At 60.2% G+C, this 23,737-nt stretch carries 27 protein-coding genes and 1 pseudogene; 6 read left to right on the forward strand and 22 right to left on the reverse strand.

Features of this window, described 5'->3' with window-relative positions; translation table 11 throughout:
* The first annotated feature begins 120 nt into the window (after nucleotides 1-120).
* Nucleotides 121-642 (forward strand): superoxide dismutase family protein, encoded by a 522-nt coding sequence (gene sodC, locus AAGW23_RS07895; RefSeq protein WP_102836065.1) that lies wholly within the window; start codon nucleotides 121-123, stop codon nucleotides 640-642.
* 250 nt (nucleotides 643-892) lie between these two features.
* Here the strand turns inward: sodC and flhB are convergent, their stop codons facing one another.
* The 18 genes from flhB to fliE form a co-directional block, all read right to left on the reverse strand.
* The gene (gene flhB / locus AAGW23_RS07900) at nucleotides 893-2,029 is read right to left on the reverse strand and encodes a flagellar biosynthesis protein FlhB (RefSeq protein WP_342405908.1); all 1,137 of its coding nucleotides are present in this window, start codon (nucleotides 2,027-2,029) and stop codon (nucleotides 893-895) included.
* Between the two features lie 36 nt (nucleotides 2,030-2,065).
* Nucleotides 2,066-2,845, reverse strand: coding sequence for a flagellar biosynthetic protein FliR (gene fliR, locus AAGW23_RS07905; protein ID WP_342405909.1), 780 nt, complete (start codon nucleotides 2,843-2,845; stop codon nucleotides 2,066-2,068).
* 36 nt (nucleotides 2,846-2,881) lie between these two features.
* Nucleotides 2,882-3,151, reverse strand: coding sequence for a flagellar biosynthesis protein FliQ (fliQ, locus tag AAGW23_RS07910; RefSeq protein ID WP_045425749.1), 270 nt, complete (start codon nucleotides 3,149-3,151; stop codon nucleotides 2,882-2,884).
* An 18-nt stretch (nucleotides 3,152-3,169) separates the two neighbouring features.
* Nucleotides 3,170-3,946, reverse strand: coding sequence for a flagellar type III secretion system pore protein FliP (gene fliP / locus AAGW23_RS07915; protein WP_342405910.1), 777 nt, complete (start codon nucleotides 3,944-3,946; stop codon nucleotides 3,170-3,172).
* A complete protein-coding gene (gene fliO, locus AAGW23_RS07920) occupies nucleotides 3,946-4,365 on the reverse strand; it encodes a flagellar biosynthetic protein FliO (protein ID WP_342405911.1) in 420 nt (139 codons plus the stop codon). The genes fliP and fliO overlap by 1 nt, the downstream gene beginning before the upstream one ends.
* 1 nt (nucleotide 4,366) lies before the next feature.
* Entirely contained in the window at nucleotides 4,367-4,837 is a 471-nt protein-coding gene (gene fliN, locus AAGW23_RS07925; protein WP_102836059.1) for a flagellar motor switch protein FliN, read from the reverse strand.
* Nucleotides 4,838-4,877: 40 nt separating this feature from the next.
* Nucleotides 4,878-5,849, reverse strand: a complete 972-nt coding sequence (fliM, locus tag AAGW23_RS07930) for a flagellar motor switch protein FliM (protein ID WP_102836058.1) — start codon at nucleotides 5,847-5,849, stop codon at nucleotides 4,878-4,880.
* 12 nt (nucleotides 5,850-5,861) lie between these two features.
* Nucleotides 5,862-6,392 carry a flagellar basal body-associated protein FliL gene (gene fliL, locus AAGW23_RS07935; protein WP_342405912.1) on the reverse strand — a complete coding sequence of 177 codons (531 nt, stop codon included), beginning with the start codon at nucleotides 6,390-6,392 and terminating at the stop codon, nucleotides 5,862-5,864.
* Nucleotides 6,393-6,590: 198 nt separating this feature from the next.
* On the reverse strand, nucleotides 6,591-7,829 hold the full coding sequence (locus AAGW23_RS07940) for a flagellar hook-length control protein FliK (RefSeq protein WP_342405914.1): 1,239 nt from the start codon (nucleotides 7,827-7,829) through the stop codon (nucleotides 6,591-6,593).
* 123 nt (nucleotides 7,830-7,952) lie between these two features.
* A complete protein-coding gene (locus AAGW23_RS07945; protein WP_425540817.1) occupies nucleotides 7,953-8,261 on the reverse strand; it encodes an Hpt domain-containing protein in 309 nt (102 codons plus the stop codon).
* A gap of 76 nt (nucleotides 8,262-8,337) precedes the next feature.
* Nucleotides 8,338-10,041, reverse strand: a complete 1,704-nt coding sequence (locus AAGW23_RS07950; RefSeq protein WP_342405917.1) for a fused response regulator/phosphatase — start codon at nucleotides 10,039-10,041, stop codon at nucleotides 8,338-8,340.
* Nucleotides 10,041-10,346, reverse strand: a complete 306-nt coding sequence (locus AAGW23_RS07955) for an STAS domain-containing protein (protein ID WP_342405918.1) — start codon at nucleotides 10,344-10,346, stop codon at nucleotides 10,041-10,043. Before AAGW23_RS07955 ends, AAGW23_RS07950 begins: the two co-directional genes overlap by 1 nt.
* 174 nt (nucleotides 10,347-10,520) lie before the next feature.
* The gene (gene fliJ, locus AAGW23_RS07960; RefSeq protein WP_102836052.1) at nucleotides 10,521-10,973 is read right to left on the reverse strand and encodes a flagellar export protein FliJ; all 453 of its coding nucleotides are present in this window, start codon (nucleotides 10,971-10,973) and stop codon (nucleotides 10,521-10,523) included.
* 3 nt (nucleotides 10,974-10,976) lie between these two features.
* Complete coding sequence (gene fliI / locus AAGW23_RS07965) at nucleotides 10,977-12,335, reverse strand: flagellar protein export ATPase FliI (protein ID WP_342405919.1); 1,359 nt, start codon at nucleotides 12,333-12,335, stop codon at nucleotides 10,977-10,979.
* Nucleotides 12,325-13,113, reverse strand: a complete 789-nt coding sequence (gene fliH, locus AAGW23_RS07970; protein WP_342405920.1) for a flagellar assembly protein FliH — start codon at nucleotides 13,111-13,113, stop codon at nucleotides 12,325-12,327. The genes fliI and fliH overlap by 11 nt, the downstream gene beginning before the upstream one ends.
* A 15-nt stretch (nucleotides 13,114-13,128) precedes the next feature.
* The gene (gene fliG / locus AAGW23_RS07975) at nucleotides 13,129-14,145 is read right to left on the reverse strand and encodes a flagellar motor switch protein FliG (protein WP_102836049.1); all 1,017 of its coding nucleotides are present in this window, start codon (nucleotides 14,143-14,145) and stop codon (nucleotides 13,129-13,131) included.
* Nucleotides 14,138-15,925 carry a flagellar basal-body MS-ring/collar protein FliF gene (gene fliF, locus AAGW23_RS07980; protein WP_342405921.1) on the reverse strand — a complete coding sequence of 596 codons (1,788 nt, stop codon included), beginning with the start codon at nucleotides 15,923-15,925 and terminating at the stop codon, nucleotides 14,138-14,140. The genes fliG and fliF overlap by 8 nt, the downstream gene beginning before the upstream one ends.
* A gap of 16 nt (nucleotides 15,926-15,941) precedes the next feature.
* Nucleotides 15,942-16,271 (reverse strand): flagellar hook-basal body complex protein FliE, encoded by a 330-nt coding sequence (gene fliE / locus AAGW23_RS07985; RefSeq protein ID WP_073301514.1) that lies wholly within the window; start codon nucleotides 16,269-16,271, stop codon nucleotides 15,942-15,944.
* A gap of 302 nt (nucleotides 16,272-16,573) precedes the next feature.
* Here fliE and AAGW23_RS07990 point away from each other — a divergent pair, with 302 nt between their 5' ends.
* Nucleotides 16,574-17,770, forward strand: coding sequence for a benzoate/H(+) symporter BenE family transporter (locus tag AAGW23_RS07990; protein ID WP_342405923.1), 1,197 nt, complete (start codon nucleotides 16,574-16,576; stop codon nucleotides 17,768-17,770).
* A 13-nt stretch (nucleotides 17,771-17,783) separates the two neighbouring features.
* On the opposite strand, the gene AAGW23_RS07995 is transcribed toward AAGW23_RS07990, so the two are convergent.
* Entirely contained in the window at nucleotides 17,784-18,545 is a 762-nt protein-coding gene (locus tag AAGW23_RS07995; protein ID WP_342405924.1) for an SDR family oxidoreductase, read from the reverse strand.
* Here AAGW23_RS07995 and AAGW23_RS08000 point away from each other — a divergent pair.
* On the forward strand, nucleotides 18,538-18,729 hold the full coding sequence (locus tag AAGW23_RS08000) for a hypothetical protein (protein ID WP_342405925.1): 192 nt from the start codon (nucleotides 18,538-18,540) through the stop codon (nucleotides 18,727-18,729). The two genes, AAGW23_RS07995 and AAGW23_RS08000, sit on opposite strands and share 8 nt — an antisense overlap.
* A 30-nt stretch (nucleotides 18,730-18,759) precedes the next feature.
* Nucleotides 18,760-19,764, forward strand: a complete 1,005-nt coding sequence (locus tag AAGW23_RS08005) for an NADP-dependent oxidoreductase (RefSeq protein ID WP_342405926.1) — start codon at nucleotides 18,760-18,762, stop codon at nucleotides 19,762-19,764.
* Between the two features lie 48 nt (nucleotides 19,765-19,812).
* Here AAGW23_RS08005 and pyrF read toward each other — a convergent pair whose 3' ends face one another.
* On the reverse strand, nucleotides 19,813-20,508 hold the full coding sequence (gene pyrF, locus AAGW23_RS08010; RefSeq protein WP_342405927.1) for an orotidine-5'-phosphate decarboxylase: 696 nt from the start codon (nucleotides 20,506-20,508) through the stop codon (nucleotides 19,813-19,815).
* Between the two features lie 161 nt (nucleotides 20,509-20,669).
* On the opposite strand from pyrF, the gene AAGW23_RS08015 reads away from it, so the two are divergent.
* Both AAGW23_RS08015 and AAGW23_RS08020 read left to right on the forward strand, forming a co-directional pair.
* Nucleotides 20,670-20,837, forward strand: a complete 168-nt coding sequence (locus tag AAGW23_RS08015) for a DUF2897 family protein (protein WP_064503180.1) — start codon at nucleotides 20,670-20,672, stop codon at nucleotides 20,835-20,837.
* Between the two features lie 429 nt (nucleotides 20,838-21,266).
* Nucleotides 21,267-21,686: pseudogene (locus AAGW23_RS08020) on the forward strand (EAL domain-containing protein); the annotation flags it as partial.
* Nucleotides 21,687-21,701: 15 nt separating this feature from the next.
* Here the strand turns inward: AAGW23_RS08020 and AAGW23_RS08025 are convergent.
* Both AAGW23_RS08025 and AAGW23_RS08030 read right to left on the reverse strand, forming a co-directional pair.
* Complete coding sequence (locus tag AAGW23_RS08025) at nucleotides 21,702-22,205, reverse strand: hypothetical protein (protein ID WP_342405928.1); 504 nt, start codon at nucleotides 22,203-22,205, stop codon at nucleotides 21,702-21,704.
* A 19-nt stretch (nucleotides 22,206-22,224) separates the two neighbouring features.
* Nucleotides 22,225-23,655 (reverse strand): PLP-dependent aminotransferase family protein, encoded by a 1,431-nt coding sequence (locus AAGW23_RS08030; RefSeq protein WP_342405929.1) that lies wholly within the window; start codon nucleotides 23,653-23,655, stop codon nucleotides 22,225-22,227.
* Nucleotides 23,656-23,737: the final 82 nt, after the last annotated feature.

Genomic DNA, 23,737 nt, shown 5'->3' on the forward strand with positions numbered 1-23,737 from the left:
GAGCCTCTATACAGCCATGCGAGGCTATGGCAGGCCAATCGAACGCGTCTGGGCCGAGGCAGTCAGACAGTCGACGGGTGGCGTAACGCTGCCCCACTTCAGTCAGAACAGGAGCGTGCTATGAAACAGTGGTTAATCGCTGCAATGGCCGGCTGCGCCGCAATGGGCGTACAGGCCGAAACCCTTACGGTCGAGATGAACAAGGTCAACGACCAGGGCATCGCCAGCGCCGTCGGCACCGTGAAGATCGAAACCACCGATCAGGGCCTGGTATTTCGCCCCGACCTGTCTGGCCTGAATGCCGGCGCGCACGGCTTTCATGTCCACGCCAATGGCAGTTGCCAGCCCGCAGAGAAAGACGGCAAACCGGCAGCAGCGGTTGCGGCTGGCGGTCACTGGGATCCCAAGAACGCCGGCAAGCATGGCGAACCCTGGGGTGAAGGCCACATGGGTGATCTGCCGGTCCTGGTGGTTGACGCTGAGGGCAAGGCCAACCAACCGGTACTGGCGCCACGCCTGAAAAGCCTCGGCGATCTCAAAGGCCACGCTTTGATGGTTCATGAAGGCGGCGACAACTATTCGGACGAGCCCAAACCGCTCGGCGGTGGCGGCGCACGAGTAGCCTGTGGGGTAATCGAGTAACGCCACTTGCGGCTTAAGCCATAAGGCAGGCTGGCCTTACCGGCCAGCTTCAGGCCCGCAAAGGTTGGCTGAAGCCCACCCTACGGGGCCCTGCGCGCGGTTTGACGGATGCAGGGTGGGCTTCTGCCAAAGAGGAAGAAAGAACCTGTCCTAGCAGGCCAATCAATATCCCTCTGGATGCGCATCCCCATTTTTGCTCCCTCCGCGAGGCGCCAGGTTCGCGCTTCACGCCAAGCGTATTCCCATTCGATCATTCATCGCGGCGCAAGTCCGGCGGAATCGGCAAGCTGCTCAACGGATCCGGCCGTTTGCCCTTGCCGGAGCGGTACTGGCGTAACTGGTAGACGTAGGCCAGGACCTGAGCTACCGCAAGATACAGGCCCGCCGGAATCTCCCGGTCGAGCTCAGTCGAGTAGTAAACCGCTCGCGCCAGAGCCGGTGATTCGAGCACCGTCACCTGATGTTCGTTGGCGATTTCGCGAATCTTCAGGGCGACGAAATCCCCACCCTTGGCTACCAGCATTGGTGCCCCACCCTTGCTGCCGTCGTATTTGAGCGCCACGGCAAAGTGCGTCGGGTTGGTGATGACGACGTCCGCTTCCGGCACCGCCTGCATCATTCGCCGCTGAGCCGCATCGCGCTGCAACTGGCGAATCCGCGATTTGACTTCTGGCTTGCCCTCGCTGTCCTTGTACTCGTCGCGCACTTCCTGCTTGGTCATCATCAGCTTCTGCTTGTTGTCCCAGAGCTGAAAAGGCACGTCCACCGCAGCGATCAGGATCAACCCGCAGGCCATCCAGAGCGCAGACCAGCCAACCACCTCCACGCTATGCATGATTGCCAAATCCAGCGGCTGTTTGGCAATGGACAGCAGATCGTCCTGATAGGCGCTGAGGACCGCCAGCGCCACCAGAAGCACCACGAGAAACTTGCCCAGTGCTTTCAGCAGCTCGACCAGCGCCTTGGTCGAGAACATCCGCTTGAGGCCGGGGCCGGGATTCATACGGCTGAATTTAGGCGCCATCGCCTTGGCTGAGAACAGCCAGCCGCCCAGCGAGATTGGCCCGATGATAGAGACAAGCAGCAGCACGATCAGCAGCGGCATGGTGGCTTCCAACGCGATCATGCCGCTGCCCATCAACAGCCTCACCATAGAGCCTTCGTCCAAAAGCGTTTCGCGGCTCAATTCGAAACTGCCCTGCATAATAGCCATCAGGCTGCCGGCCAGGCTGCCACCAGACGCCAATAAACCGCCAATACCACCCAGCGTCACCGCCACCGTATTCAGTTCGCGGGAACGGGCCAGCTGGCCTTTTTCGCGCGACTCACGGATGCGTTTCTCCGTGGGTTCCTCGCTTTTATCAGCGCCGCTTTCGCTCTCAGCCATGTCCGGCCTCCGGCAGCGTTAGGGAACAAATGAGCATCAGCGTAGGCCGATCAGTTCGCGCAGCATCGCCAGCGCTTCACTGACGAAGGTCTGGTACTGCGCAAGAATGTCGGCCATGCCAATCCAGACGATGATCAGACCAAGCACCAGCGTCAGCGGGAAACCGATCGAGAAGATATTCAACTGCGGCGCGGCGCGGGTCATCAGGCCAAACGCAAGGTTAACTACAAGCAGCGCGGTGATCGCCGGCAGCACCAGGAGCAGGCCGGCACCCAGCACCCAGCCAAGCTTGCCGGCCACTTCCCAGAAGTGGTTGGTGCCAACCAACCAGCCGCCGATGGGCAAGGTCGTGAAGCTCTCAGTGAGGATTTCCAGCACTACCAAATGCCCGTTCATGGCGAGGAACAGCAGAATCACCAGCATGTTGAAGAACTGGCCAATCACCGGCACCGAGACGCCGTTGGCCGGGTCGACCATCGACGCGAAGCCAAGGCCCATCTGCATGGCGAGCAGCTGACCGGAGACTATGAACACCTGGAAGAACAGCTGTAGCACGAAGCCCAACATGACACCGATCAGGATCTGTTCCGCAATCAGCACCAACGCCTGCCCGCTCAACGCCTCTACCACTGGCACCGCCGGCAGCCCAGGCACAAGGACGACTGCAATCGCAACCGCCAGGTAGAGCCGAACCCGCATTAGCACCAGCTGGGTGCCGATGATCGGCATGCTCATCAGCAGTGCCGCAATGCGAAACAACGGCAGCAGGAATTGCGCAACCCACGCCCCGATCTGAGCATCGCTAAGCTCAAGCACTGGCGCACCGCTTGCGAGAGGGTTCGATCATCATGGCTAGCCGATGATCAGCGGAATGTTCTGAACTAGACCTTGGGTGTACTCCATCAGCTCACGAACCAGCCAGGGTCCCGCCCAGATCAATGTCAGCAACATCACCAACAGGCGCGGCAGAAAGCTCAAGGTTTGTTCGTTGATCTGGGTAGCCGCCTGGAACATCGCCACCACCAGGCCGACCAGCAGGCTGGGCACGACCAGCACGCCGACAATCATGGCGGTCATCCAGAGCGCTTCGCGAAACAGGTCAACCGCGACTTCGGGTGTCATGCGTGTCTCCGTATTGCCCTAGAGCGTGCCGAAACTGCTGGCGAGCGTACCGATGATCAAACCCCAGCCGTCGACCAGCACGAACAGCATGATCTTGAATGGCAACGAGATGATCAGCGGCGAGAGCATCATCATGCCCATCGCCATCAGTACGCTGGCAACCACCATGTCGATGATCAGGAACGGAATGAAGATCATGAAGCCGATCTGGAAAGCGGTTTTAAGCTCGGACGTCACGAAGGCGGGAACCAGGATGGTCAGTGGCGCCGAATCTGGCGTCTGAATATCGGTCCGCCGCGACAGTCGCACGAACAGCTCCAGATCGCTTTCGCGGGTCTGGGCGAGCATGAAGTTCTTCAACGGCACCTCGGCGCGTGAAATCGCCTCCGGCGCCGACAGCTGCTGATTCAGGTAGGGCTGTACCGCCTCGTTGTTAATCCGCTCGAACACCGGCGCCATGATGAACAGCGTCAGAAAGATGGTGAGGCCGACAAGGATCTGGTTCGACGGTGTCTGCTGCAGGCCCAGCGCCTGACGCAGGATGGAAAACACGATGATGATCCGGGTGAAGCTGGTCATGAGCATGACAAACGCCGGGATAAAGCTCAGCGCTGTCATGATCAGCAGAATCTGCAGGCTGACCGAATATTCCTGCTGCCCTTGAGCGTCCGTGCTCAGGGTAATGGCCGGTATCGACAGGGGGTTGTCACCCTGGCTGATCAGCCCTCCCGCATCCTGGCCGACGGCAAACGGGGCGGCCAGGATCAGCAGGGCCGCCAACAACAATCGAAGCATCAGGGCTTGTCCTTATTGTCCCGCCCAAGCAGCTCCATCAGGCGCTGGGCAAACTCCGGGTTGGCAGGCTCGGCATCCGGCAGGTGTACCGGTTCCTCAAGCACATGCAATGGGGTGATCCGCCCGGCACTCAGGCCAAGCAATACCTGTTCACTGCCGACCTGCACCAGCACCAGCCGCTCGCGAGGGCCAAGCGCATGACTGGAAATCAGCTTGATCGCCTGATTGCTACGCGGGTTCAGTTGCTGCATGCGGCGCAGCAGCCAGGCAAGCAGGAAGATCAGCCCGATGACCAGCAGCAGGCCAAGCAGCAACTTGGTCATCTGCGTTCCCATGCCGCTGCCGCTCATGCTTACCGCAGGCTCGGCGGCCATGGCTGGCAGCGCCAGGAACAACAAAGGGAAGGCCAGGCCGCGCATGTCAGCGCAACTTCTTGATGCGTTCGCTCGGACTGATCACGTCAGTCAGACGAATACCGAATTTTTCGTTCACGACCACCACTTCGCCGTGGGCAATCAGCGTGCCGTTGACCAGTACATCCAGCGGCTCGCCGGCCAGGCGGTCCAACTCGACCACCGAACCCTGATTAAGCTGCAACAGGTTGCGAATACTGATTTCGGTACTGCCGACTTCCATCGAGATCGACACTGGGATATCCAGAATAACGTCCAGGTTAGGACCTTCCAGGCCAGCGGGCACCGCGGCCGCCTTGGGGCTGCTACCAAACTCCTCCAGCGGCGCACGAGGCGGCGCTGGCGCTGCCGCCGGCCCCTGATTCAGCAAGGCATCGATGTCATCCTGATTGGCGTCACCAGCCTCAGCCAGCGCCGAAGCCCATTCATCCGCCAGTGCCTGCTCGTCGGCGGAAGTGTTTTCGTGTTCGTCTGCCATCGCTAATCCTCGACCGGCGGGTAATTGAATAAAGACTGAATCAACGTGGTCGCAATACGGATTCGAGCACTTGCAGGGCCAGGTTGCCCTTATGCGCACCCAGCTTGACCTTGAAAGCCGGCATGCCATTGGCGCGCATAATCATGTCTTCGGGCATTTCCACCGGGATCACGTCGCCCGGCTGCATGTTGAGAATCTCGCGCAGCTTGAGCTGACGCCGCACCACCGTCGCACTGAGCGGCACATTCACATCGAGCACGTCCTCGCGCAGCGCGTTGACCCAGCGTTCGTCCTGATCACTGACATCGGACTGGAAACCTGCATCGAGCATCTCGCGGATCGGCTCGATCATCGAGTACGGCATGGTGACGTGGAAATCGCCGCCGCCGCTTTCAAGCTCGATATGAAACGTCGACACCACCACCACTTCGCTGGGACTGACGATGTTGGCCAGCGCCGGATTCACTTCCGAATGCACGTACTCGAAGTTCACGTCGAGCACTGCGTGCCAGGCTTCCTTCAAGTCGACAAAGGCCTGATCCAGCACCATTCGCACCACCCGCAACTCGGTGGGGGTGAATTCCCGCCCCTCGATCTTGGCGTGCCGACCGTCACCACCAAAAAAGTTATCCACCAGCTTGAACACCAGCTTGGCGTCGAGGATGAACAGAGACGTGCCACGCAGAGGCTTGATCTTCACCAGGTTGAGGCTGGTCGGTACATACAGCGAGTGTATGTACTCACCAAACTTCATCACCTGCACCCCGCCGACCGAAACATCGGCCGAACGGCGCAGCAGGTTGAACATGCTGATGCGTGTGTAGCGGGCAAAACGTTCGTTGATCATCTCCAGGGTGGGCATGCGCCCTCGAACGATTCGGTCCTGGCTGGTCAGGTCGTAACTCTTGATGCTGCCCGGTTCGGAATCGCTTTCGGTATCGACCAGACCGTCGTCGACTCCGTGCAGGAGCGCGTCGATCTCGTCTTGCGAGAGCAGGTCTTGAACAGCCATCTGGAACGACCCCTATTGCAATACGAAGTTGGTGAACAGCACTTGCTCGACCGCGAGCTTGCCGATTTCCTTCTGCGCCAGCTCCTGAACGCTGGCGGTCGCCTGCTGACGCAGCATTTCCTGGCCTACCGGCGTCGCGAGGCTGGCAAAGTCCTGGCTCGAGAACAGCATGACCAATTGATTGCGTAACAAGGGCATGTGTTCCTTCAATCCGTCGAGCGCCGCCTGATCGCGCGACATCAGCGCAACACTGACTTGCATGTAGCGTTGACGCCCTCCGGCATTGGTAAAGTTGACAATGAAAGCCGGCGCTAGCACTTCGTAGATCGCCGCTTGACGTTGGGGCGCGGCATCCTCGCTTGTAGCCTCGTCCGCCGGCTTGTCTGCCTCACCTCGAGACATGAAGTACAAGGTAGCGCCGACCGAAACCCCGACTGCCAGCAACAATCCGAGAACGATCATGATGATCAGTTTGAGCTTGCCCTTCCCTTCAGTCGCAGCCGCAGGACTCGGGACGTCCGGAGGTCCTTGTTTCTTTGCCATGCCAAATATCCGTCATCACAAGTGTTTTCACTCGCCTCATAACGATGCGAGCAACTGCTGTGCCAAAGTATCGACTAGCGAACAGGCAGCGTAAACGATTGCCATGCTGCGTCCTCTTTTTGCAGACGAATAGTCGGAACCGCAATGAACGCGGAAAAAAACCGGGCGAGAAGCCCGGTTCCGGTCAGCCTGTGGCGGTCACGCGTAGTAATCCACCAAGCCGCGGTCGCCGCTGACACGTGCCGAGCTGATTTCCATGCTGCCCTGCACGACCTCATCTTCCCCTGCAGCCGATACACCGGCTACGCCTCGGTCTCGCGACTCGCCGCCGCCGTCACCGCGCCATCCTCGGGACTGGTCAGAAACGTTTACGTCCATCGTCATCCCCTGCTGGGTGAACATATCGCGCAAACGCTGCATCTGCCCTTCCAGCGCATCGCGTACGCCTGCGTGCGGACTGAGGAAGGTTACCTGGGTCTGATCCTTGGTCATATCAATACGGACCTCCATGCGGCCCAGCTCGGCGGGATCAAGCTGGATCTCGGCCGATTTGAGGTTCTGGCTCGACAACCACATGACCCGATCAACCACCGCTTCACTCCAACCGGACTGCTGCATCTGTACCGGTTGGCCCGGCACCATTGGCGGCTTGAGTATCTGCTGCATCTGGTTTTGCTGCGTGATCGCCTGGGTCAGGGGGTTCAGACGATTGATCGCGGCTTCGCTGGCGCTCGTGCGGCTTTCTTTAGGCGCTTCCAGTTGCTCGAGTAGCTCGGCGAAGCCTTCTTCCGGTGAGCTTTCGTCAGCTTCGTCGACCAGCTTTTCACCTAACAGACTCGTCGAGACTGCCTCCTGGGCATCCAACGTGGGCTCTTCGGCCGGCGCGAGGCTCGTCGCTACAGGGCCCTTCTGAACGGCGGATTGAATGTCCAGCGTCCGCTGGCCAGCCAGCACCGTATCGCCATCTGCCGGAACATCCTCTGCAACCGCTTGTGGCTGCGCCAGACCAACCAAAAACTCACTGCCCGTCAACGGCGGCTCTTCGACCACCGCTTCCGTGCTGACCTCACCCTGCCCGCCCATGCCGAACAGCAGCAACGGATCAACCTCGGCTTCGGCGGTCGGAACGCTGTCATCGACCGTCTCGAGACTGGCCGGCAAATCGTTGCCGGTCTCGTTCGCGACCGGCTTTTCGACGCCACTGGCCTTGTCGGTTTCCTGACTCGGCTTGTCGTCGGCGGCCTTGTTTCGGACTGGCTTCGCCGACGCACCTGGCGCCTCGGCAGGCTTGCCCTGACGCTCTTTTGCGTACACGTTAGCGAAGCTGGAAGCCTCATCCCGACTGGACTGTGGAGCAGGCTTGGGGGATGCGCCCGCCGACTTGGCGACGGCAGTCGGGGCCTTGATATTGAGCAACAGATCGGGGGAAACGGCCATGGATCTTTCCGCTGGGAGTGGGAACGTGTAGATGCCTAAGCAAACTCCGGGCCAGCAGGTAGCAGATGATGAATCAAAGGCAACGTAGCGACCCGCAACGAAATCTGCGGGTACAGGCGCTGATTAGGCAGGTCCGCTCCAACGCTGGCGTTCGGCCCGATAGAGAATGCGCACAATGGCAAATTCGCGCTCGATGCGCTCGATCAGCGCTGGCGCCTCGTCGAGCTGATCGCGCCTGGCGGTTTCCTCCATCTCGCGACAAAGTTCTGCCAGCAGCGCGGCGCCCATATTGCTGCAGCTCCCTTTGAAGCTGTGCGCAGCCTGGCGCAGGCTCTCTGCTTGGCCGCTCCGGCAGGCCGCCTGCAACAGGCGCAGTCGCTCTTCCGAATCGACGAGAAAAGTATCCAGCAGCACCGGGTACTCCGCATCCATCACTTCCTGAAGGGTTCCCAGCACGCTGTTGTCGAGATGTTCGGCCACGGAGATGCTCCTGGCTGTAAACGGCGGATTATGCATGACCGACCCAGTGAAACTCCACGTTGAGCACCTTGCCTTCGGGCTGCCAATAAAAGCGCTCACTTAGCTGGCGAATCATACGCAGGCCTCGCCCACCCAGGTGCTCGCTGCAGTACTGTTGATTCAACGCACGCTGCACATCGAAGCCCGGACCGCTGTCGCGGACAGTGATGCGCAGATATCCGCTGCCCCCTTCAGACTTGACGGTCAACTCGATGGACACGAAGCCTTCCTCAAGTGATTCAAGGCGTCGCTGTCGCTCCCGGTAATAGCTGGCGAAGCCTTCTGCATCGCGCTTGATCGAAGAATCGAGCAACAGCACCCCATGCTCTATGGCATTGGAATAAAGCTCGCTCAACACTGTAAAAATAGTCCCTACCCGGTAGCGTAATGGTGAAATCTGCAGCAGCAGCTGCATCGTCATTGGCAAAGGGTCGGCCGTGCGCAGGCTGTCGGGCCGCAGCTCGAAGCAGGTCGTCCAGTCCCGCGGACGCAATTCCCGGCTTCCCAGCGGATAGACATGGGAAAGGTGAGGTGCAGCCTCCTCAGACTCGGACAACATGCTCACTTCGACGAGGCTCAGGTCGTCAAGTATTTGACCATGAAAGGCCCGAAGCGCCTCCTGAATGTCGTCGAACAGCGTCGCCAGATTGCGGGTGGCCTCAATCAACGCAAGCAATCGCTGTTCGCCAAACAGCTGATCGTCAGCGTTGCGGCTCTCCAACAACCCGTCTGACAACAGCAACAAGCGATCACCCATCGCTAAGGGGAGCGTCTCGAAGCTGTCATCAAATGATGAGGCTTCACGCACGCCCAACGGCAGGTGTCTGGACCGCAAAGGCAACCAATCGCCGTCCGCCTTGAGTAAGTAACCGTCGGGTAAACCACCGTTCCATACACGCAGGATCCCCTGCTCGAGGTTGATATCGAGAAAGGTCGCGCAGCAAAACATTTCGACCGGCAGGATCAGCTTCAACTTAGCGTTGATGTCGCGAAGGATCTGGTTGCTCGAATAGCCCTTGGCCGTCATCCCGTAAAAGGTTTCAGCCAGCGGCATGGCGCCTACCGCGGCCGGCAGACCATGGCCGGTGAAGTCGCCGAGCAGCACGAACATCCTGCCGGCAGGCGCCTGAGCAGCCAGCAAAAGATCGCCATTGAATAGGGCTCGAGGAGACTGCCGGTAGCGAATGTTAGGGGCGTTCAGGCAACCGGCGTGCGCGACCTTGTCGAAAATGGCCTTGGCCGCCCGTTGCTCGTCGAGCAATTGCTGGTTGCGCCGCCCGATGAGATCGCGCTGCTCCAGCACAGTCGCCTGCAATCGCCGTAAGCGGTGCATGGCCTGGATCTTCGCTTCCAGAATGATCGGGTTGTAGGGCTTGGCGATAAAGTCATCGCCGCCCGCCTCAAGACAGCGAACCAGCGCTTCGTTCTCGGTCAGCGAAGTCAGAAAGATGATGGGCACCAGTTCATTGCCAACCAGCTGCTTGATCCGTTGTGCCGCTTCGAAGCCGTCCATCACCGGCATCAACGCATCCATCAACACCAGCTGCGGACGCTCACGTTCGAACAGGCTGATCGCCTCGGCGCCATTGGCCGCCGTGATCACTCGATGGCCCTGACGTCGAACGATGGCCGCCAACAGCATGCGGTCGGCCGCACCATCCTCGGCAATGAGTATGGAGAGCCGACCAGGCATCAGGCTATTGCGAACAATTGTTCGAAGTTGGAAACCGCAAGAACTTTGCGCACATCAGGGTTGCAGTTGACCAGACGAATATCGGCTTTTTCACTGCCGCCGTGATCACGCAGCAAGAGCAACATGCCCAGAGCAGAGCTGTCGAGATAGGTCGCGCCATCGAGGTCGACCACATAGCGTCGGGGCGAGCACCCGACATTCTGATAGGCGTCCCGAAAGGCCTGATGGGTGTTGAAATCGAAGCGCCCCTGAATCGTAATGGTCAGCTCCTGTCCATCTGCCGATAGCTGTGAACTGATGGTCATCTAGCACTCCTGTTTCGAACGAGGTCGTGACCTTTGGCCACGGCTGTCGTTATTGCTGGGTTGGTGCCGGCCCGCCGATTGGCGCCTCGTCCAGCGACTGCAGCTTCAGTTCAAGCCGCACTGTTGTAAAGAAGCTGATGAAGATTTAGCACCCAAAGTCCGGCACAGCAAGCTTCAATCGGGTTTGGGCCGGCTGGACAGTCGCTGGGAAAACTCGTCCAGCAGCTTTTGCTCTCGCTTGTCCGCTGCGGTCCTCGCCTCCTGCAGGTAGCGTTCGACCAGTTTACGCAGACCGTCGAGCCGCGCTCGCCGCTGCTGCCATTGCTCGCGCAGCTTGTCGAGGTTGTTGCGGTGCCAATCCAGGCTGCGCTGCTGTTGTCCGATAGCCGACTCGAGCTGAGAGAGAAAACGCTGGTAGTTCATCAGCCATTGGCCGGACACGCCTTGGCTGCCTTGCGCCATCCACTGCTGCTGGTAATCGGCAAAGTATTGCCGTAACTCGCCCAGTTTGGCTTCGGCCTGTGCGACTTGAGTCTGGCCTTGTCCAAACAGCTTCGCAGCCTCTCGCTCGGCACGCTCGGCCATATCGATCACCGGCGCCAGGCGCGCCGCTCGGCTGGCCGGCAAGGTTTAGCCTGCTGCCTTGGGATTGAATACGCTGGCCAGCAGCGCTTCGCTCTGGGCCAGGTGCTCGGCCTCGTTCAGGCTCTGCCGAAGGTAGCGAACCATCTCTGCCTGCCGAGCGATGGCGAGGTCGGTTTCCGGATCACCACCAGGCACATAGGCGCCGACGCTGATCAGATCGCGGCTTTGCTGAAACCGCGACCAGAGTTGCTTGAAGCGCTGGGCATTGCGCATATGCTCGGCGCTGACCACCTGCGGCATGACCCGACTGATCGAGGCCTCGATGTCGATGGCGGGGTAATGCCCCTCCTCAGCCAAGCGGCGAGAAAGCACAAAATGGCCGTCGAGCACACCGCGCGCCGCATCGGCGATCGGGTCTTGCTGGTCGTCACCCTCGGACAAGACGGTATAGAACGCCGTGATCGAGCCACCACCCTCTTCCGCGTTGCCGGCGCGCTCGACCAGGCTCGGCAGCTTAGCAAACACCGACGGCGGGTAGCCCTTGGTCGCGGGCGGCTCACCGATGGCCAGGGCAATCTCGCGCTGGGCCTGGGCGAAGCGGGTCAGCGAGTCCATCAACAACAGCACGTTCTTGCCTTTGTCGCGGAAATACTCGGCGATGCGCGTGCAGTACATGGCGGCGCGCAGGCGCATCAAGGGCGCATCGTCCGCCGGTGAAGCCACCACCACCGAACGCTTGATGCTCTCTTCGGTGAGAATGTTCTCGATGAATTCCTTCACTTCCCGACCACGCTCGCCGATGAGCCCGACGACGATGATGTCGGCCTCAGTAAAGCGCGTCATCATGCCGAGCAGGACCGATTTACCCACGCCGGTGCCGGCGAAAAGACCAAGACGCTGGCCACGGCCCACGGTGAGCAGGCCATTGATACTGCGGATACCCACGTCCAGCGGCACGCTGATCGGGTGACGTTTGAGCGGGTTGATCACCGGGCCGTCCATCGGCACCCAGTCTTCGGCCTTCATCCCACCCTTTCCATCCAATGCACGCCCGGCTCCGTCCAGCACGCGGCCAAGCATTGAGGTGCCCATCGGCAGGCGCCCGGTGTTGGCCAGCGGCACAACGCGGGCCCCCGGTGCAATGCCAGCGAGGCTGCCGACCGGCATCAGGTAGAGTTTGCCGCCGGAAAAGCCCATGACCTCCGCTTCGACCTGAGTCGGATGGTAGCTGTCCTCGTTGATCACCAGGCAGCGACTGCCAACAGCCGCGCGCAAGCCTTCGGCTTCCAGCGTCAGCCCGACCATACGCAACAACCGACCCTCCAGGATCGGTTGGCTGGGAAGCTTGATCGCCTCGCCGTAGGTTTCGAAGCGCTTGGCGAAACTGGTGCGTTCAAGACGCATCGGGGGTTTTCATGCCTGGTTCCAGATTCAGGTGCAAGTCGGCCTCCGGTGGGCTGGTGGCGTTCTCGCGCTGCTGTTCGAACAACTGCTTGATAGCCTGCCCCAGGCGGGTCTCGACGCTGGCGTCGATGCGGCTTTGCTCGGTTTCGATGCGGCAGCCGCCGGGCAGCAGAGCACTGTCTTCTACGATTTTCCAGGTCTCTTCGTGGCGCTCGCGCAGCGCTTTGACCAGATCGAAATCTTGCGGGTTGATGTAGATGCGCACGTTGCTGGCGCCCATCGGCAGCAATTTGAGTGCTTCGCGCAGCACTTGGCGGATCTGGCTGGAATCGATCAGCAGGTCGCGTTGAATCACTTCGCGGGCCAGCTGACTGACCAGCGTGACCATGGCGTGTTCAAGGTTGCGATCCTGGTCGGCGATGGGTTCGAGCAGCTGAGTCATCAGCTTTTCCAAGCTATCCAGCCTGGGCGAAAGCGCTGCCTCGGCCTCCTGCTTGGCTTTGAGCTGACCGGCGTGAAACCCGTCCTTCTCACCGGTACTGAAACCTTCGTTGTAGGCCTCCTGTCGAATGGCCTCGAGCTCGTCGAGCGTCAGCGGTTTGACTTCTTCGACAGGCACGTCTTCGCTGCGTGACACGTCCTCGTCTTCGACTGGCTCCCCGCCGTTCTCGGGTTCTTCCGGCTCGGCACCCAGTGGGTCGAAGCTCGGCAAAGCCCAGCGATCAAAAACGTTGACGTCTTTCGCGCGGATTACGTCGCTGGGGTTTTCCTTGGACATACGGCTCGCTTAGACCTAGAGCATTTCTTCGCCGCCCTTGCCACCGAGCACGATTTCTCCGGCTTCGGCCATGCGACGGGCAATGGTGAGGATTTCTTTCTGGGCGCCTTCGACTTCGCTGACACGCACCGGCCCTTTGGCTTCCAGGTCGTCACGCAGCAATTCGCCGGCACGTTTGGACATGTTCTTGAAGATCTTTTCCTTGATGGCGTCGTCGGCTCCCTTGAGCGCCAGCACCAGCACGTCCGAGGATACTTCACGCAACAGCACCTGGATGCCCCGATCGTCGACATCGGCGAGGTTGTCGAAGACGAACATCAGGTCCTCGATCTGCGACGAGAGGTCCTCGTCCACATCGCGAATGGCGTCCATCAACTGGCCTTCGACCGAGCTGTCGAGGTAGTTCATGATATCCGCCGCGCGCTTGACGCCGCCCAGTGTCGCCCGCGTGGTGTTGGCGTTGCCGGAGAACTGTTTCTCCAGGATCAGGTTCAACTCCTTCAGCGCCGCCGGCTGCACGGTGTTGAGCGACGACACGCGCAGCACGATGTCGAGCCGTACCTTGTGGTCGAAGTGCGATAGCACCTCACCCGCCTGGTCGGGGTCCAGATAGGCGACGACGATTGCCTGGATCTGCGGGTGCTCATAGCGGATCACGTCAGCGACCGCGCGTGGCTCCATCCACTTGAGGCTGTCCAAGCCACTGGTGTTGCCGCCGAGCAGAATGCGGTCGATCAAGCCACCGGCTTTATCCTCGCCCAGCGCCTGGGTAAGCATCTTGCGGATATAGCCGTCCGAGCCGACCCCGAGGCTGGTCTGGTCGCCAACAATCTCGACGAACTCGCCCATCACCTGCTCAATCTGGTTTTTCTGCACGTTGCGCAATTGCGCCATTGCCGTGCCGACCTTCTGCACTTCCTTCGGCCCGAGGTGACGCAGCACCTGTGCGGCATCGGCCTCGCCCAGCGAGAGCAGCAGGACCGCAGCTTTGTCGACCTTGTTCAGCTTGACGGGATTTCGAGCATCACTCATCTGCGTTGATCCACTCTTTGACAACCTGAGCCACCCGGCCCGGGTCCTCTGCTACCAGATTCTTGATGGCATTCAATTGCGCATCGTATCCCTCGGTCGGGCTCGGCAGCATGATGCTCTGCGGCCCGCTCAGGCTGACGCGGTCGCTCGAAAGCGCACCGTCTATGCCTTCCATGTCACCAAGTTCGGCATCGCCACCCACCGTTTGCAGTTCCTTGCTTTTGCCGGCGTTGGTCAGGTTGTTCAGCACGGGCCTGAGCACGCCGAACACCAACACCAGGATGAACAGGACGCCGAGCACTTGCTTGACGATGTCCCAGAACCACGGCTGCGAATAGAACGGAATCTCGATGAACGTCTCGTCGAGCGAATCAGCAGCGAACGGGGCATTGATCACGCTGACGCTGTCACCACGGCTCGCGTCGAAACCAACAGCATCCTGAACCAGCCGGGTAAAGCGCGCCAGTTCTTCGGCGGTCCGCGGTACCCGAGTCGTGGTTCCGTCAGCTGCAACCGTCGTCTGGTCGTCGAGCACCACGGCAACCGACAGGCGGCGCAGGCGCCCCTGCTGCTGCTTGGTGTAACTGATCGAACGGTCCAGCTCGTAGTTGCGGGTCGCCTGTTCGCGCTTGTCTGCCGGATACGGCGCCAACATCGGTTGGCCGGTTGCCGGGTCCATGACCTGCTGACCGTTGGCATCCAATAGCGGCTGGCCGGAAGCGATGGCACCCGCTGCGCCGGCCTGCCCGGCAACAGCATTCTCGGGCGCAGCAGCAGGTCCCGGTGGCTGATTGCTCAGCGCGCCCGGTACGCCCTGCGGGCCGAGGCTGCTCTGACGCTGCTCGCTAACGCTCTGCTCACTGCGCAGGGCCGGTTGATCCGGGTTAAATGTCTCGGAGGTGGACTCAACCGCGCTGAAATCCACATCGGCAGACACTTCGGCCTTGTAGCGACCGCTGCCCAGCACCGGCTGCAGGATGTTATGTACGCGCTGGGTGTAGAGGCTCTCCATGCGGCGGCTGTAGTCGAACTGCTTGCCGGCCATGCTCAGCTCGGTGAGTTCCTGCTGATCGGACAGCAGGTTGCCCTTCTGATCGACCACGGTAATTTGTGATTTGGTGAGTTCCGGCACGCTGGTCGCGACCAGGTTGATGATCGCCATCACCTGACTTGGCTCGAGATTGCGTCCCGGATAGAGCTCAACCAGAACCGATGCGCTCGGTTTGCGCTCGTCGCGGACGAACACCGAACTCTTAGGAATGGCCAAGTGGACGCGCGCGCCCTTGACGTTGTTCAAGCTGGAAATGGTACGGCCCAGCTCACCTTCGAGCCCCCGGCGGTAGCGGGTGGCTTCCATGAACTGACTGGTGCCGAGGCCTTGTTCTTTATCGAGAATCTCGAAACCGATATTGCCGTCGGTCTGAGCGATGCCGGCGCTGGCCAGCTTCAACCGCGCACGGGCCAGGTCGTCGGCCTTGACCAACAGGGCGCCGGAGTTGGGCTCCACCGTGTAGGAAATGTCGGCGGCGGCCAAGGTTTCCATCACCTGGTTGGCGTCCATTCCGGCAAGGCTGCCCAGCAGTGGGCGATAATCCGGTTGCTGTGACCAAAGCACCACGGCAAAGCCGATGGCGACGCTCGCCGCCAGACCGACCAGCAGCCCGATCTGCCGCAGCATCGACATTTCGGAAAGGTTTTCCAGAAAGGACAAGCCCAGCAGAGGCTTCTTCGGGACTTCCGAAGCAACCGGCACTGGAACTTTGCTAAGCGCGTCAGCCATTGTTCAAAATCCTGCCTTAAACCGGCATCTGCATGATGTCTTGGTACGCCTGAACCAGCTTGTTGCGCACCTGGGTCATCGCCTGAAAGGAGACGCTGGCTTTCTGGGAGGCGATCATGACTTCAGTCAGGTCGATGCCGCCCTGGCCCATCTCGAAGGCAGTAGCCAACTGATTCGATGCCTGCTGGGTTTCGTTCACTTTATTGACGGCTTGGCCGAGCATGTCGGAAAAGCTCGGAGCGCCCACCTCTGGGGCCGCCGTCACGGGCTTGGAGCGCGCCATTGCATCGGTCTGCATGGCCCGCATTTCCAGCATCAAGCGATTGAATTCGATACCCTGACTCATCATTCCTCCAACAGCTGCGGTTTTTTTGACGCCTCGCAGCAGGCATAGGAGTAATAGCAACATCGGTGCCAGTGTCAGCACGGCCATCACAGTGCCTCTCGGCATGGGAGACGAACGGCGTTGAGGAGTGCTGGTGACTGTTACGCTGATCGCGCCATTGGCTGTACCGCGACGCGAAGCGCGTGACGCCCTAGCCTGTCGTCATACCGCTGGAAGACGCCTGTTGAAGCAGGACACCAGTTCACTCGTGAGCCTTCTGCAATTCCTGTGTATCCATTTCCGAACCGGACCCGAAGCCGACGATGACCGCCACCGCCGCTCAACCTTACCGTCTATTCAAGGACAGCTCGGCCTCTACCGTCGTGGCTGGCTTCATCGCCATGCTCACCGGCTATACCAGCTCGCTGGTGCTGATGTTCCAGGCCGGCCAGGCTGCCGGGCTCAGCAGCGCCCAGATCTCCTCCTGGATCTGGGCACTGTCGATCGGCATGGCGATCTGCAGCATCGGATTGTCGTTGCGCTACCGAACGCCGGTGGTGATCGCCTGGTCGACCCCGGGCGCCGCGCTGCTGATCAGCAGCCTGCCTGGCGTTCCGTACGGCGAAGCGATCGGTGCCTTCATCTTCGCCTCAGCATTGATTGCGCTCTGCGGACTCACCGGCAGTTTCGAGCGGTTGATGCGCAAGGTGCCCGCATCGCTGGCAGCCGCGTTGCTGGCGGGCGTCCTGTTCAACATTGGCAGCGAGATTTTTCGCGCGGTTGAAGTCCAGCCAGTGTTGGTGTTGGGCATGTTCTTCAGTTACCTGCTCGCCAAGCGCTTTCAACCCCGCTATGCAGTACTTTCAGCGTTGCTGATTGGCTGCGGTCTGTCGGGAGTGATGGGTCTGCTGAATTTCAGTGAGCTGAGCCTGGAAGCTGCGGCGCCGGTCTGGACCACGCCGGGCTTGTCGCTGGCCGCCATCTTCAGCATCGGTATACCGCTGTTCGTGATCGCCATGGCCTCCCAGAACATGCCGGGCCTGGCTGTGCTTCGAGCTGAGGGTTATCAAGTACCCGCATCACCACTGATCTCGGTGACGGGCATTGCCTCGGTGCTACTGGCGCCCTTTGGTTCCCACGGCATCCATCTGGCCGCGATCACCATGGCCATCTGCAGCGGCCCGGAAGCGCACCCAGACCCGGCGAGGCGCTATACCGCAGCCGTCTGGTGCGGGGTTTTCTATGGCATCGCCGGGATTTTCGGCGCCACGCTGGCAGCCCTGTTCGCATCCTTTCCGGCAGCGCTGGTGTTGTCCATCGCGGCACTCGCCCTGCTCGGCTCGATCGGCAGCGGCCTGACCCAGGCCATGCAAACACCGTGTGAGCGCGAAGCGGCGCTGATTACCTTCATGGTGACGGCGTCGGGCCTGACCCTTTTCGGCATCGGCTCCGCGCTGTGGGGATTGGTCGCCGGTGTGCTGACGCTGTTGATCGTCAGCGCACCCAAGCGATCGGCCTGATCACCCTTTCCGATCAGATCGCCGTGGCACCGCCATCGACCGCCAGTGCGTGGCCAGTGGTAAAGGCCGCGGCATCGCTGCAGAGGTAGAGCACGGCAGCAGCAATTTCCTCGACCTTGCCTACGCGACCGACTGGGTGCATGGCTGCGGCAAACTCGGCCTTACGCGGGTCTGCCTCATAAGCACGACGAAACATGTCGGTATCGATCACCGCCGGACAGACGGCGTTGACCCTGATCTTCTTCTTGGCGTATTCGATCGCCGCCGACTTGGTCAGACCGATGACCGCATGCTTGGTCGCCGAATAGATGCTCATTTTCGGAGCCGCCCCCAGGCCCGCCACCGAGGCCGTGTTGACGATGGCACCGCCACCCTGCGCGAGCATCACCGGCAGCTGGTGTTTCATGCACAGCCAGACCCCTTTGACGTTCACACCCATGATGGCGTCGAACTCGGCTTCACTGCCTTCGGCCAGGCGCCCCTGTTCGATTTCGATCCCGGCATTGTTGAACGCATAGTCGATGCGCCCATAGGTCGACACCGCCTGCTCGACCATCGCCTTGACCTCAGCATCGTGGGTGACGTCACAGCGCACGAACACCGCCTCGCCGCCAGCCTGGCGAATCGCTTCAGCGCATGCTGCCCCACCGGCCTCGTCGACATCAGCCACCACGACCTTTAGCCCCTGCTCGGCGAACGCCAACGCCGTTGCGCGGCCAATGCCCGCTGCACCACCGGTAACCAATGCAACCTGACCGGAAAAACACATGCTCATGCTAGATACCCTGATCGATTTGAAAGAAGGCGCCAGTCCGAATGTGACTACAAGCCAAACGCTGGTCATGGTTATACCGCCATCCTTCACTCCGATTAAGCAGAGGATGGCGATATCACTCACGCGGATGCCAATGCATTCCAGCGTGACCGCCTTACTTGCGGTGCTGCCTCAGGAAGGCTAAACCAAGGGTTTGCACACACAAGAGGCTCCCATGGACAAGACCAATCGCCAGTTCCTACTGGCCAAGCGCCCGGTTGGCGCACCTAACCGCGAAACCTTTGAATACGCGGAGAAACCGCTGGGTGAACTCGGCCAGAACCAGATACTGGTGAAGAACGAGTACCTGTCGCCTGACCCAGCCATGCGCGGCTGGATGAACGATGCCAAGTCGTACATTCCACCGGTTGGCATTGGCGAGGTGATGCGCGCGCTCGGCGTGGGCAAGGTCATCGCCTCCCAGCATCCTGGGTTTGCCGAAGGCGACTACGTCAATGGCGCGCTGGGCGTGCAGGACTATTTCCTCGGCGAACCGAAGGGCTTCTATAAAGTCGATCCGAACCAGGCCCCACTGCCTCGCTACCTGTCTGCGCTAGGCATGACTGGCATGACGGCCTATTTCGGTCTGCTGTCAGTGGGTGAGCCGAAATCCGGTGAAACCGTGGTGATTTCCGGTGCAGCAGGCGCAGTTGGCGGCGTCGCGGGACAGATCGCCAAAATCAAAGGCTGTCGCGTAGTCGGTATCGCCGGTGGCGCCGACAAGTGCCGCTTCCTCACCGAAGAGCTCGGATTCGACGCCGCCATCGATTACAAGAGCGAGGATGTTGCAGCAGGCCTGAAGCGTGAATGCCCGAAAGGCGTCGACGTTTACTTCGACAATGTGGGCGGTGACATCCTCGACGCGGTGCTGACGCGCATTGCCGTAGGCGCGCGCATCGTCATCTGCGGCGCCATCAGCCAGTACAACAACAAGGACGCGGTCAAGGGACCGGCCAATTACCTGTCCTTGCTGGTCAACCGCGGCAGGATGCAGGGCATGGTGGTGATGGACTACGTCTCACGCTATCCAGAAGCCATGAAAGACATGGCGGGCTGGATGCAAAGCGGCGAGCTGAAGAGCAAGGAAGACATCGTCGAAGGGCTGGAAACCTTCCCGGAGACGCTGATGAAGCTGTTCACCGGCGGTAACTTCGGCAAGCTGGTGCTGAAGGTCAGCTAAGCGGATGGTGAATGAGCCGGTCGCAGCCATCGCGACCGGCTTTGTAATTCACGCCAGTTCCGCGACGACCGCTGCCAGCGCTTGAGCCGGATCGGCGGCCTGAGCGATTGGACGGCCAATCACCAAGTAATCAGAACCTGCCTGAATCGCCTGCGCCGGAGTGAGAATCCGCCGTTGATCATCCGCTGCGCTGCCGGCGGGACGAATGCCCGGCGTCACCAGCTGCAGTCCGGCGAACTGCGCCTTCAGTGGTTGCGCCTCCTGAGCGGAGCAGACCAGCCCATCCAGCCCAGCCTTTTCGGCCAGACCCGCAAGCCGCAATACCTGCTGTTGAGGTTGCAGATCCAACCCGATATCAGCCAGGTCCGCCTGTTCCATGCTGGTCAACACTGTCACGCCGATGAGCAGAGGCTTTTGCCCACTCAGCTTGTCCAATGTTTCCCGGCAGGTGACCATCATCCGCAAGCCACCCGAGCAATGTACGTTCACCATCCACACGCCCAGTTCTGCAGCCGCCTTCACGGCCATCGCCGTGGTATTGGGGATGTCGTGGAATTTCAGGTCGAGAAACACCTCGAACCCTTTAGCCTGCAACGCTTCCACCACCGGTGGACCGCAGCGGGTGAACAGTTCCTTGCCCACCTTGACGCGACATAGCGCCGGATCCAGTTGCCCGGCCAAGGCCAGCGCAGCATCACGGGAGGGGAAATCGAGCGCAACGATAATCGGCGTCTGGCAGGGCATGGCGAGTCCTCGGCAAAATTCGGCGCGCATTGTCGCAGAAAAACAACTGTCGAGCGGAGCCGCTCAAGTCACGCCCGCCACGCCGTGTTGAACCGCTCTGGCTTCGTACTGCTGCCCAGCGTAAGGTGGTGAGCATACAGATCAAGCTACTGGAGAAGTCCATGCCCTGGTACATCTGGCTTTTACTAGCTCTCGTCATTGGCACCATAATCGGCGGCCTGCTGATGTTGCGCGCCGGGGCGCGCAAGATTCCGCTGACCGACGAGCAAAAACAGCGTATTGCTCAGCGCAACGCCGAAGCAGACGCCCAGGACGCTCGGGATCGATAATCAGAGCCTTGGCTTAGCGCCGCGTCCGCTGGGTGTGCCAGCCGTAGACCACGAATCCAGAAAAGTACTGCAATAGCGGCGTAAAAACCTTCCGTTAGGCGAGTATTACATCCTCTTTACAGGATGATTGAATGTCAGCGGCTCGCTCCCTCACAAAGGGAACCGGACCAAAGTTCTCGGCTCACCTACCGGTCTGCACGCTTCCAGGTAACCACCGGGCGTGCCGGTCGACTGGATCGGCCGCCTGCCCCTTCGGTCACTGACTAACCGCGTTGAAGGACGGGCTAAGCGGCAAATATAGCGTGCCGCTGCGTTGTAGCTATCACGCCGCTGATGGATGAGAGCGCCACTGCCGGTTGTCTGCGCGAAAGTTCCGTGACGGCAACAGGCTGCTGGAATATCGCGGCACCGCCAGCGATGCCAGCGACGATACAGCTGGAGATCACCGAGACCGCTTTGCTGCAGGAAAACGAGAGCACGTTGGATGTGCTCAATCGGTTGAAGTCACTCGGCTTGCGGCTTGCAATGGATGACTTCGGTACCGGCTACTCGTCACTGAGCAATCTACGGAACTACCCGTTCGACATGATCAAGATCGACGGCAGTTTCGTTGCGGGCATGTCCCATTCGGTTGAGAACCACTCCATCGTCAAAGCCTTGATCGACCTTGGTCATGGTTTGAGCATGCGCGGTACCGCCGAAGGTGTGGAAACGCTCGAACAACTGAATCTGCTACTGGCTGACGGCTGTAGCGAACTGCAAGGATTTCATATGAGCCATCCGCTGCCCGCCAACGAGCTCCACGCTCTACTTAGCACCGCGCGCCTGAGTGACAAGGTGAAACAATAATCCAACGTCAACGGTTCAGCGTTTTAGTTCGAAATTGATCTGCGCGCCATCGATGAGAGCTTCGTCCTGTGCCGCTCCTGGCAGCAACTCGCCGCTCATTTGCAGCGAGCGAGATTCGCTGGACTCGAAGAGCGGTGGCAGCAGGCTCAAGGACGTTGGCTCTTCAGCCGGATCGAGGTTTTCCGTCCAATCCTCCGGAAGGCTCAGGTCGAGGTCTGGCTCAGGCAGTTCCACTTTTTCCAGCTTGGTCTTTGGCACGGAGGCAGAAGGCTTGGCCTTTGGCGCAGGCGCACTGGGTTCGGTCGGGGGCTGTTCCGGGTTCGCTGCCAGGGCCGGCTCGTCTTCAGACTCGATACTCACCGGACCGACCCGCCTATCCAGCTTGGGCTCGGCGACTATCGGCGCAGCTGCGTCAGCTGGCGAAACAGTGACCTTGGGCGGCGTGGGAGTCTTAGGCTGATCCGGAACCTCGTCACAGCCAGCCAGCAGCGACAGCCCTATCAACATCAGCCATCTCATTTTCCGCCCTCCCCGTCATTTAGTTCGATTGCCGACAAAGCTCTCCAGCAAGCTCACCTAAAGTCTTCAATGCTCGCTCCGCCTCGGCCGTCCAAGGCAGCGCGCAGTTGAGCCGGATACAGTGATTGAACTGTTCGGTGTTGCTGAAAATCAGTCCTGGCGCGATGCTGATGCCCCGCTTCAACGCCTGCACGTGAAGCTCCTTAGTATTCACCCGAGCCGGCAAGCTGACCCAGAGAATGAACCCGCCCGTAGGGCGGGTCATCTGTGTGCCCTCCGGGAAGTAGCGTTGCACGGCAAGCTGGAAAGCGCTGAGATTCTTCCGGTACTCGTGGCGAATGTAACGCAGATGGCGGTCGTACCCCCCGTTTTCAAGATATGCCGCAACACCCATCTGCGTCACGCTGCAGGCCGAATGTGTGCTGAAGGTCTGCAGACGCTTTATCTCTTCGCGGTAGCGACCTGGAAGTATCCAGCCGATACGCACGCCAGGCGAAATAGTCTTAGAGAAGCTCGAGCAGTAAATCACCCGCCCCTCGGTGTCATTAGACTTGAGTGCCCGGATTGACCCTACGTCGAACAATAACTCGCCATAGATATCGTCTTCGACAATCTGTATGTCGAAATTCGCCGCCATTTTTAGCAACTGCTTCTGCCGTCCGTCCGGGACGCTGCCACCAAGTGGATTACTCAGGCGCGCGGTCAGCACCAGCGCCTTGATTGGCCACTGACTGGCTGCGAGCTGCAACGCCTCAAGGCTGAGCCCGGTATCTGGATCACAAGGGATCTCGATCACTTTGAGTCCCAACAAATCGGCTAGCTGAAGCAAGCCGTAGTAACTGGGCGATTCCGCCGCGATCAAATCGCCGGGTTTGGTCAGCACCCGCAAGGACATCTGCAGCGCATCGACGCAACCGTGTGTGATCACGACCTCGTCGGGCCCGACGACAACGCCGGCGTCGCGCATACGGATCGCCACCTGCCGGCGCAGCGGCTCAAAACCGGGGCTGAACATGTAGCTAAAGGCCTGCTGGTTCTGGAAACGAGTGACCTTGGCAAGCTGCTGATGCAGCGCGCGGACAGGGAGATAGTCCACGTGCGGTACGGCGGCGCCCAGAGGTATGAGCCCATCACGGCGTGACTCGCTGAGCACCTGATTGATAATGCTGCTGCGCGTGACCAGCGTCGGCCGTTCGACCTGAGCGATATCCGGCGTAGGGGCCGTCAGTGCCGGGGTGTGATGCACATAAAAACCCGACTGCGGGCGGGCACGGATCATCCCTTGGTCTTCAAGATTGGCATAGGCCTGCAGGACCGTCGCATGGCTCACGTTCAGCTGCATGCTCATCTTGCGTACCGACGGCACCCGCTCGCCCGGGCGATAAACGCCTCGCCGAATGTCGTCGGCGAGCTGGTGTGCAATGCGCTGATAAAGCAACAGATTGGTCATATCGTCCGTCCCCGTCAACTGGACCATAACAGTAGTACACCACCATTACGTTCGACCAATACAGTTGCTTGCTAACTCGCCA

The sequence above is a fragment of the Stutzerimonas chloritidismutans genome, assembly GCF_038562055.1.
GTDB lineage: Bacteria > Pseudomonadota > Gammaproteobacteria > Pseudomonadales > Pseudomonadaceae > Stutzerimonas > Stutzerimonas chloritidismutans_A.

Coding starts and splice junctions, on each gene's coding strand:
- sodC (WP_102836065.1), top strand. CDS start 121: ATGAAACAGTGGTTAATCGCTGCAATGGCCGGCTGCGCCGCAATGGGC.
- fliO (WP_342405911.1), bottom strand. CDS start 4,365: ATGCGCGGCCTGGCCTTCCCTTTGTTGTTCCTGGCGCTGCCAGCCATG.
- AAGW23_RS08005 (WP_342405926.1), top strand. CDS start 18,760: ATGGACAAGACCAATCGCCAGTTCCTACTGGCCAAGCGCCCGGTTGGC.
- fliN (WP_102836059.1), bottom strand. CDS start 4,837: ATGGCAGACGAACACGAAAACACTTCCGCCGACGAGCAGGCACTGGCG.
- AAGW23_RS08000 (WP_342405925.1), top strand. CDS start 18,538: ATGCTCATGCTAGATACCCTGATCGATTTGAAAGAAGGCGCCAGTCCG.
- fliG (WP_102836049.1), bottom strand. CDS start 14,145: ATGAGTGATGCTCGAAATCCCGTCAAGCTGAACAAGGTCGACAAAGCT.
- fliF (WP_342405921.1), bottom strand. CDS start 15,925: ATGGCTGACGCGCTTAGCAAAGTTCCAGTGCCGGTTGCTTCGGAAGTC.
- AAGW23_RS08015 (WP_064503180.1), top strand. CDS start 20,670: ATGCCCTGGTACATCTGGCTTTTACTAGCTCTCGTCATTGGCACCATA.
- AAGW23_RS07955 (WP_342405918.1), bottom strand. CDS start 10,346: ATGACCATCAGTTCACAGCTATCGGCAGATGGACAGGAGCTGACCATT.
- AAGW23_RS07940 (WP_342405914.1), bottom strand. CDS start 7,829: ATGGCCGTTTCCCCCGATCTGTTGCTCAATATCAAGGCCCCGACTGCC.
- fliI (WP_342405919.1), bottom strand. CDS start 12,335: ATGCGTCTTGAACGCACCAGTTTCGCCAAGCGCTTCGAAACCTACGGC.
- AAGW23_RS08025 (WP_342405928.1), bottom strand. CDS start 22,205: ATGAGATGGCTGATGTTGATAGGGCTGTCGCTGCTGGCTGGCTGTGAC.
- fliM (WP_102836058.1), bottom strand. CDS start 5,849: ATGGCTGTTCAAGACCTGCTCTCGCAAGACGAGATCGACGCGCTCCTG.
- AAGW23_RS07995 (WP_342405924.1), bottom strand. CDS start 18,545: ATGAGCATGTGTTTTTCCGGTCAGGTTGCATTGGTTACCGGTGGTGCA.
- AAGW23_RS08030 (WP_342405929.1), bottom strand. CDS start 23,655: ATGACCAATCTGTTGCTTTATCAGCGCATTGCACACCAGCTCGCCGAC.
- fliQ (WP_045425749.1), bottom strand. CDS start 3,151: ATGACACCCGAAGTCGCGGTTGACCTGTTTCGCGAAGCGCTCTGGATG.
- AAGW23_RS07945 (WP_425540817.1), bottom strand. CDS start 8,261: ATGGATGCGGAGTACCCGGTGCTGCTGGATACTTTTCTCGTCGATTCG.
- pyrF (WP_342405927.1), bottom strand. CDS start 20,508: ATGCCCTGCCAGACGCCGATTATCGTTGCGCTCGATTTCCCCTCCCGT.
- flhB (WP_342405908.1), bottom strand. CDS start 2,029: ATGGCTGAGAGCGAAAGCGGCGCTGATAAAAGCGAGGAACCCACGGAG.
- AAGW23_RS07950 (WP_342405917.1), bottom strand. CDS start 10,041: ATGCCTGGTCGGCTCTCCATACTCATTGCCGAGGATGGTGCGGCCGAC.
- fliL (WP_342405912.1), bottom strand. CDS start 6,392: ATGGCAAAGAAACAAGGACCTCCGGACGTCCCGAGTCCTGCGGCTGCG.
- fliE (WP_073301514.1), bottom strand. CDS start 16,271: ATGAGTCAGGGTATCGAATTCAATCGCTTGATGCTGGAAATGCGGGCC.
- fliP (WP_342405910.1), bottom strand. CDS start 3,946: ATGCTTCGATTGTTGTTGGCGGCCCTGCTGATCCTGGCCGCCCCGTTT.
- AAGW23_RS07990 (WP_342405923.1), top strand. CDS start 16,574: ATGACCGCCACCGCCGCTCAACCTTACCGTCTATTCAAGGACAGCTCG.
- fliH (WP_342405920.1), bottom strand. CDS start 13,113: ATGTCCAAGGAAAACCCCAGCGACGTAATCCGCGCGAAAGACGTCAAC.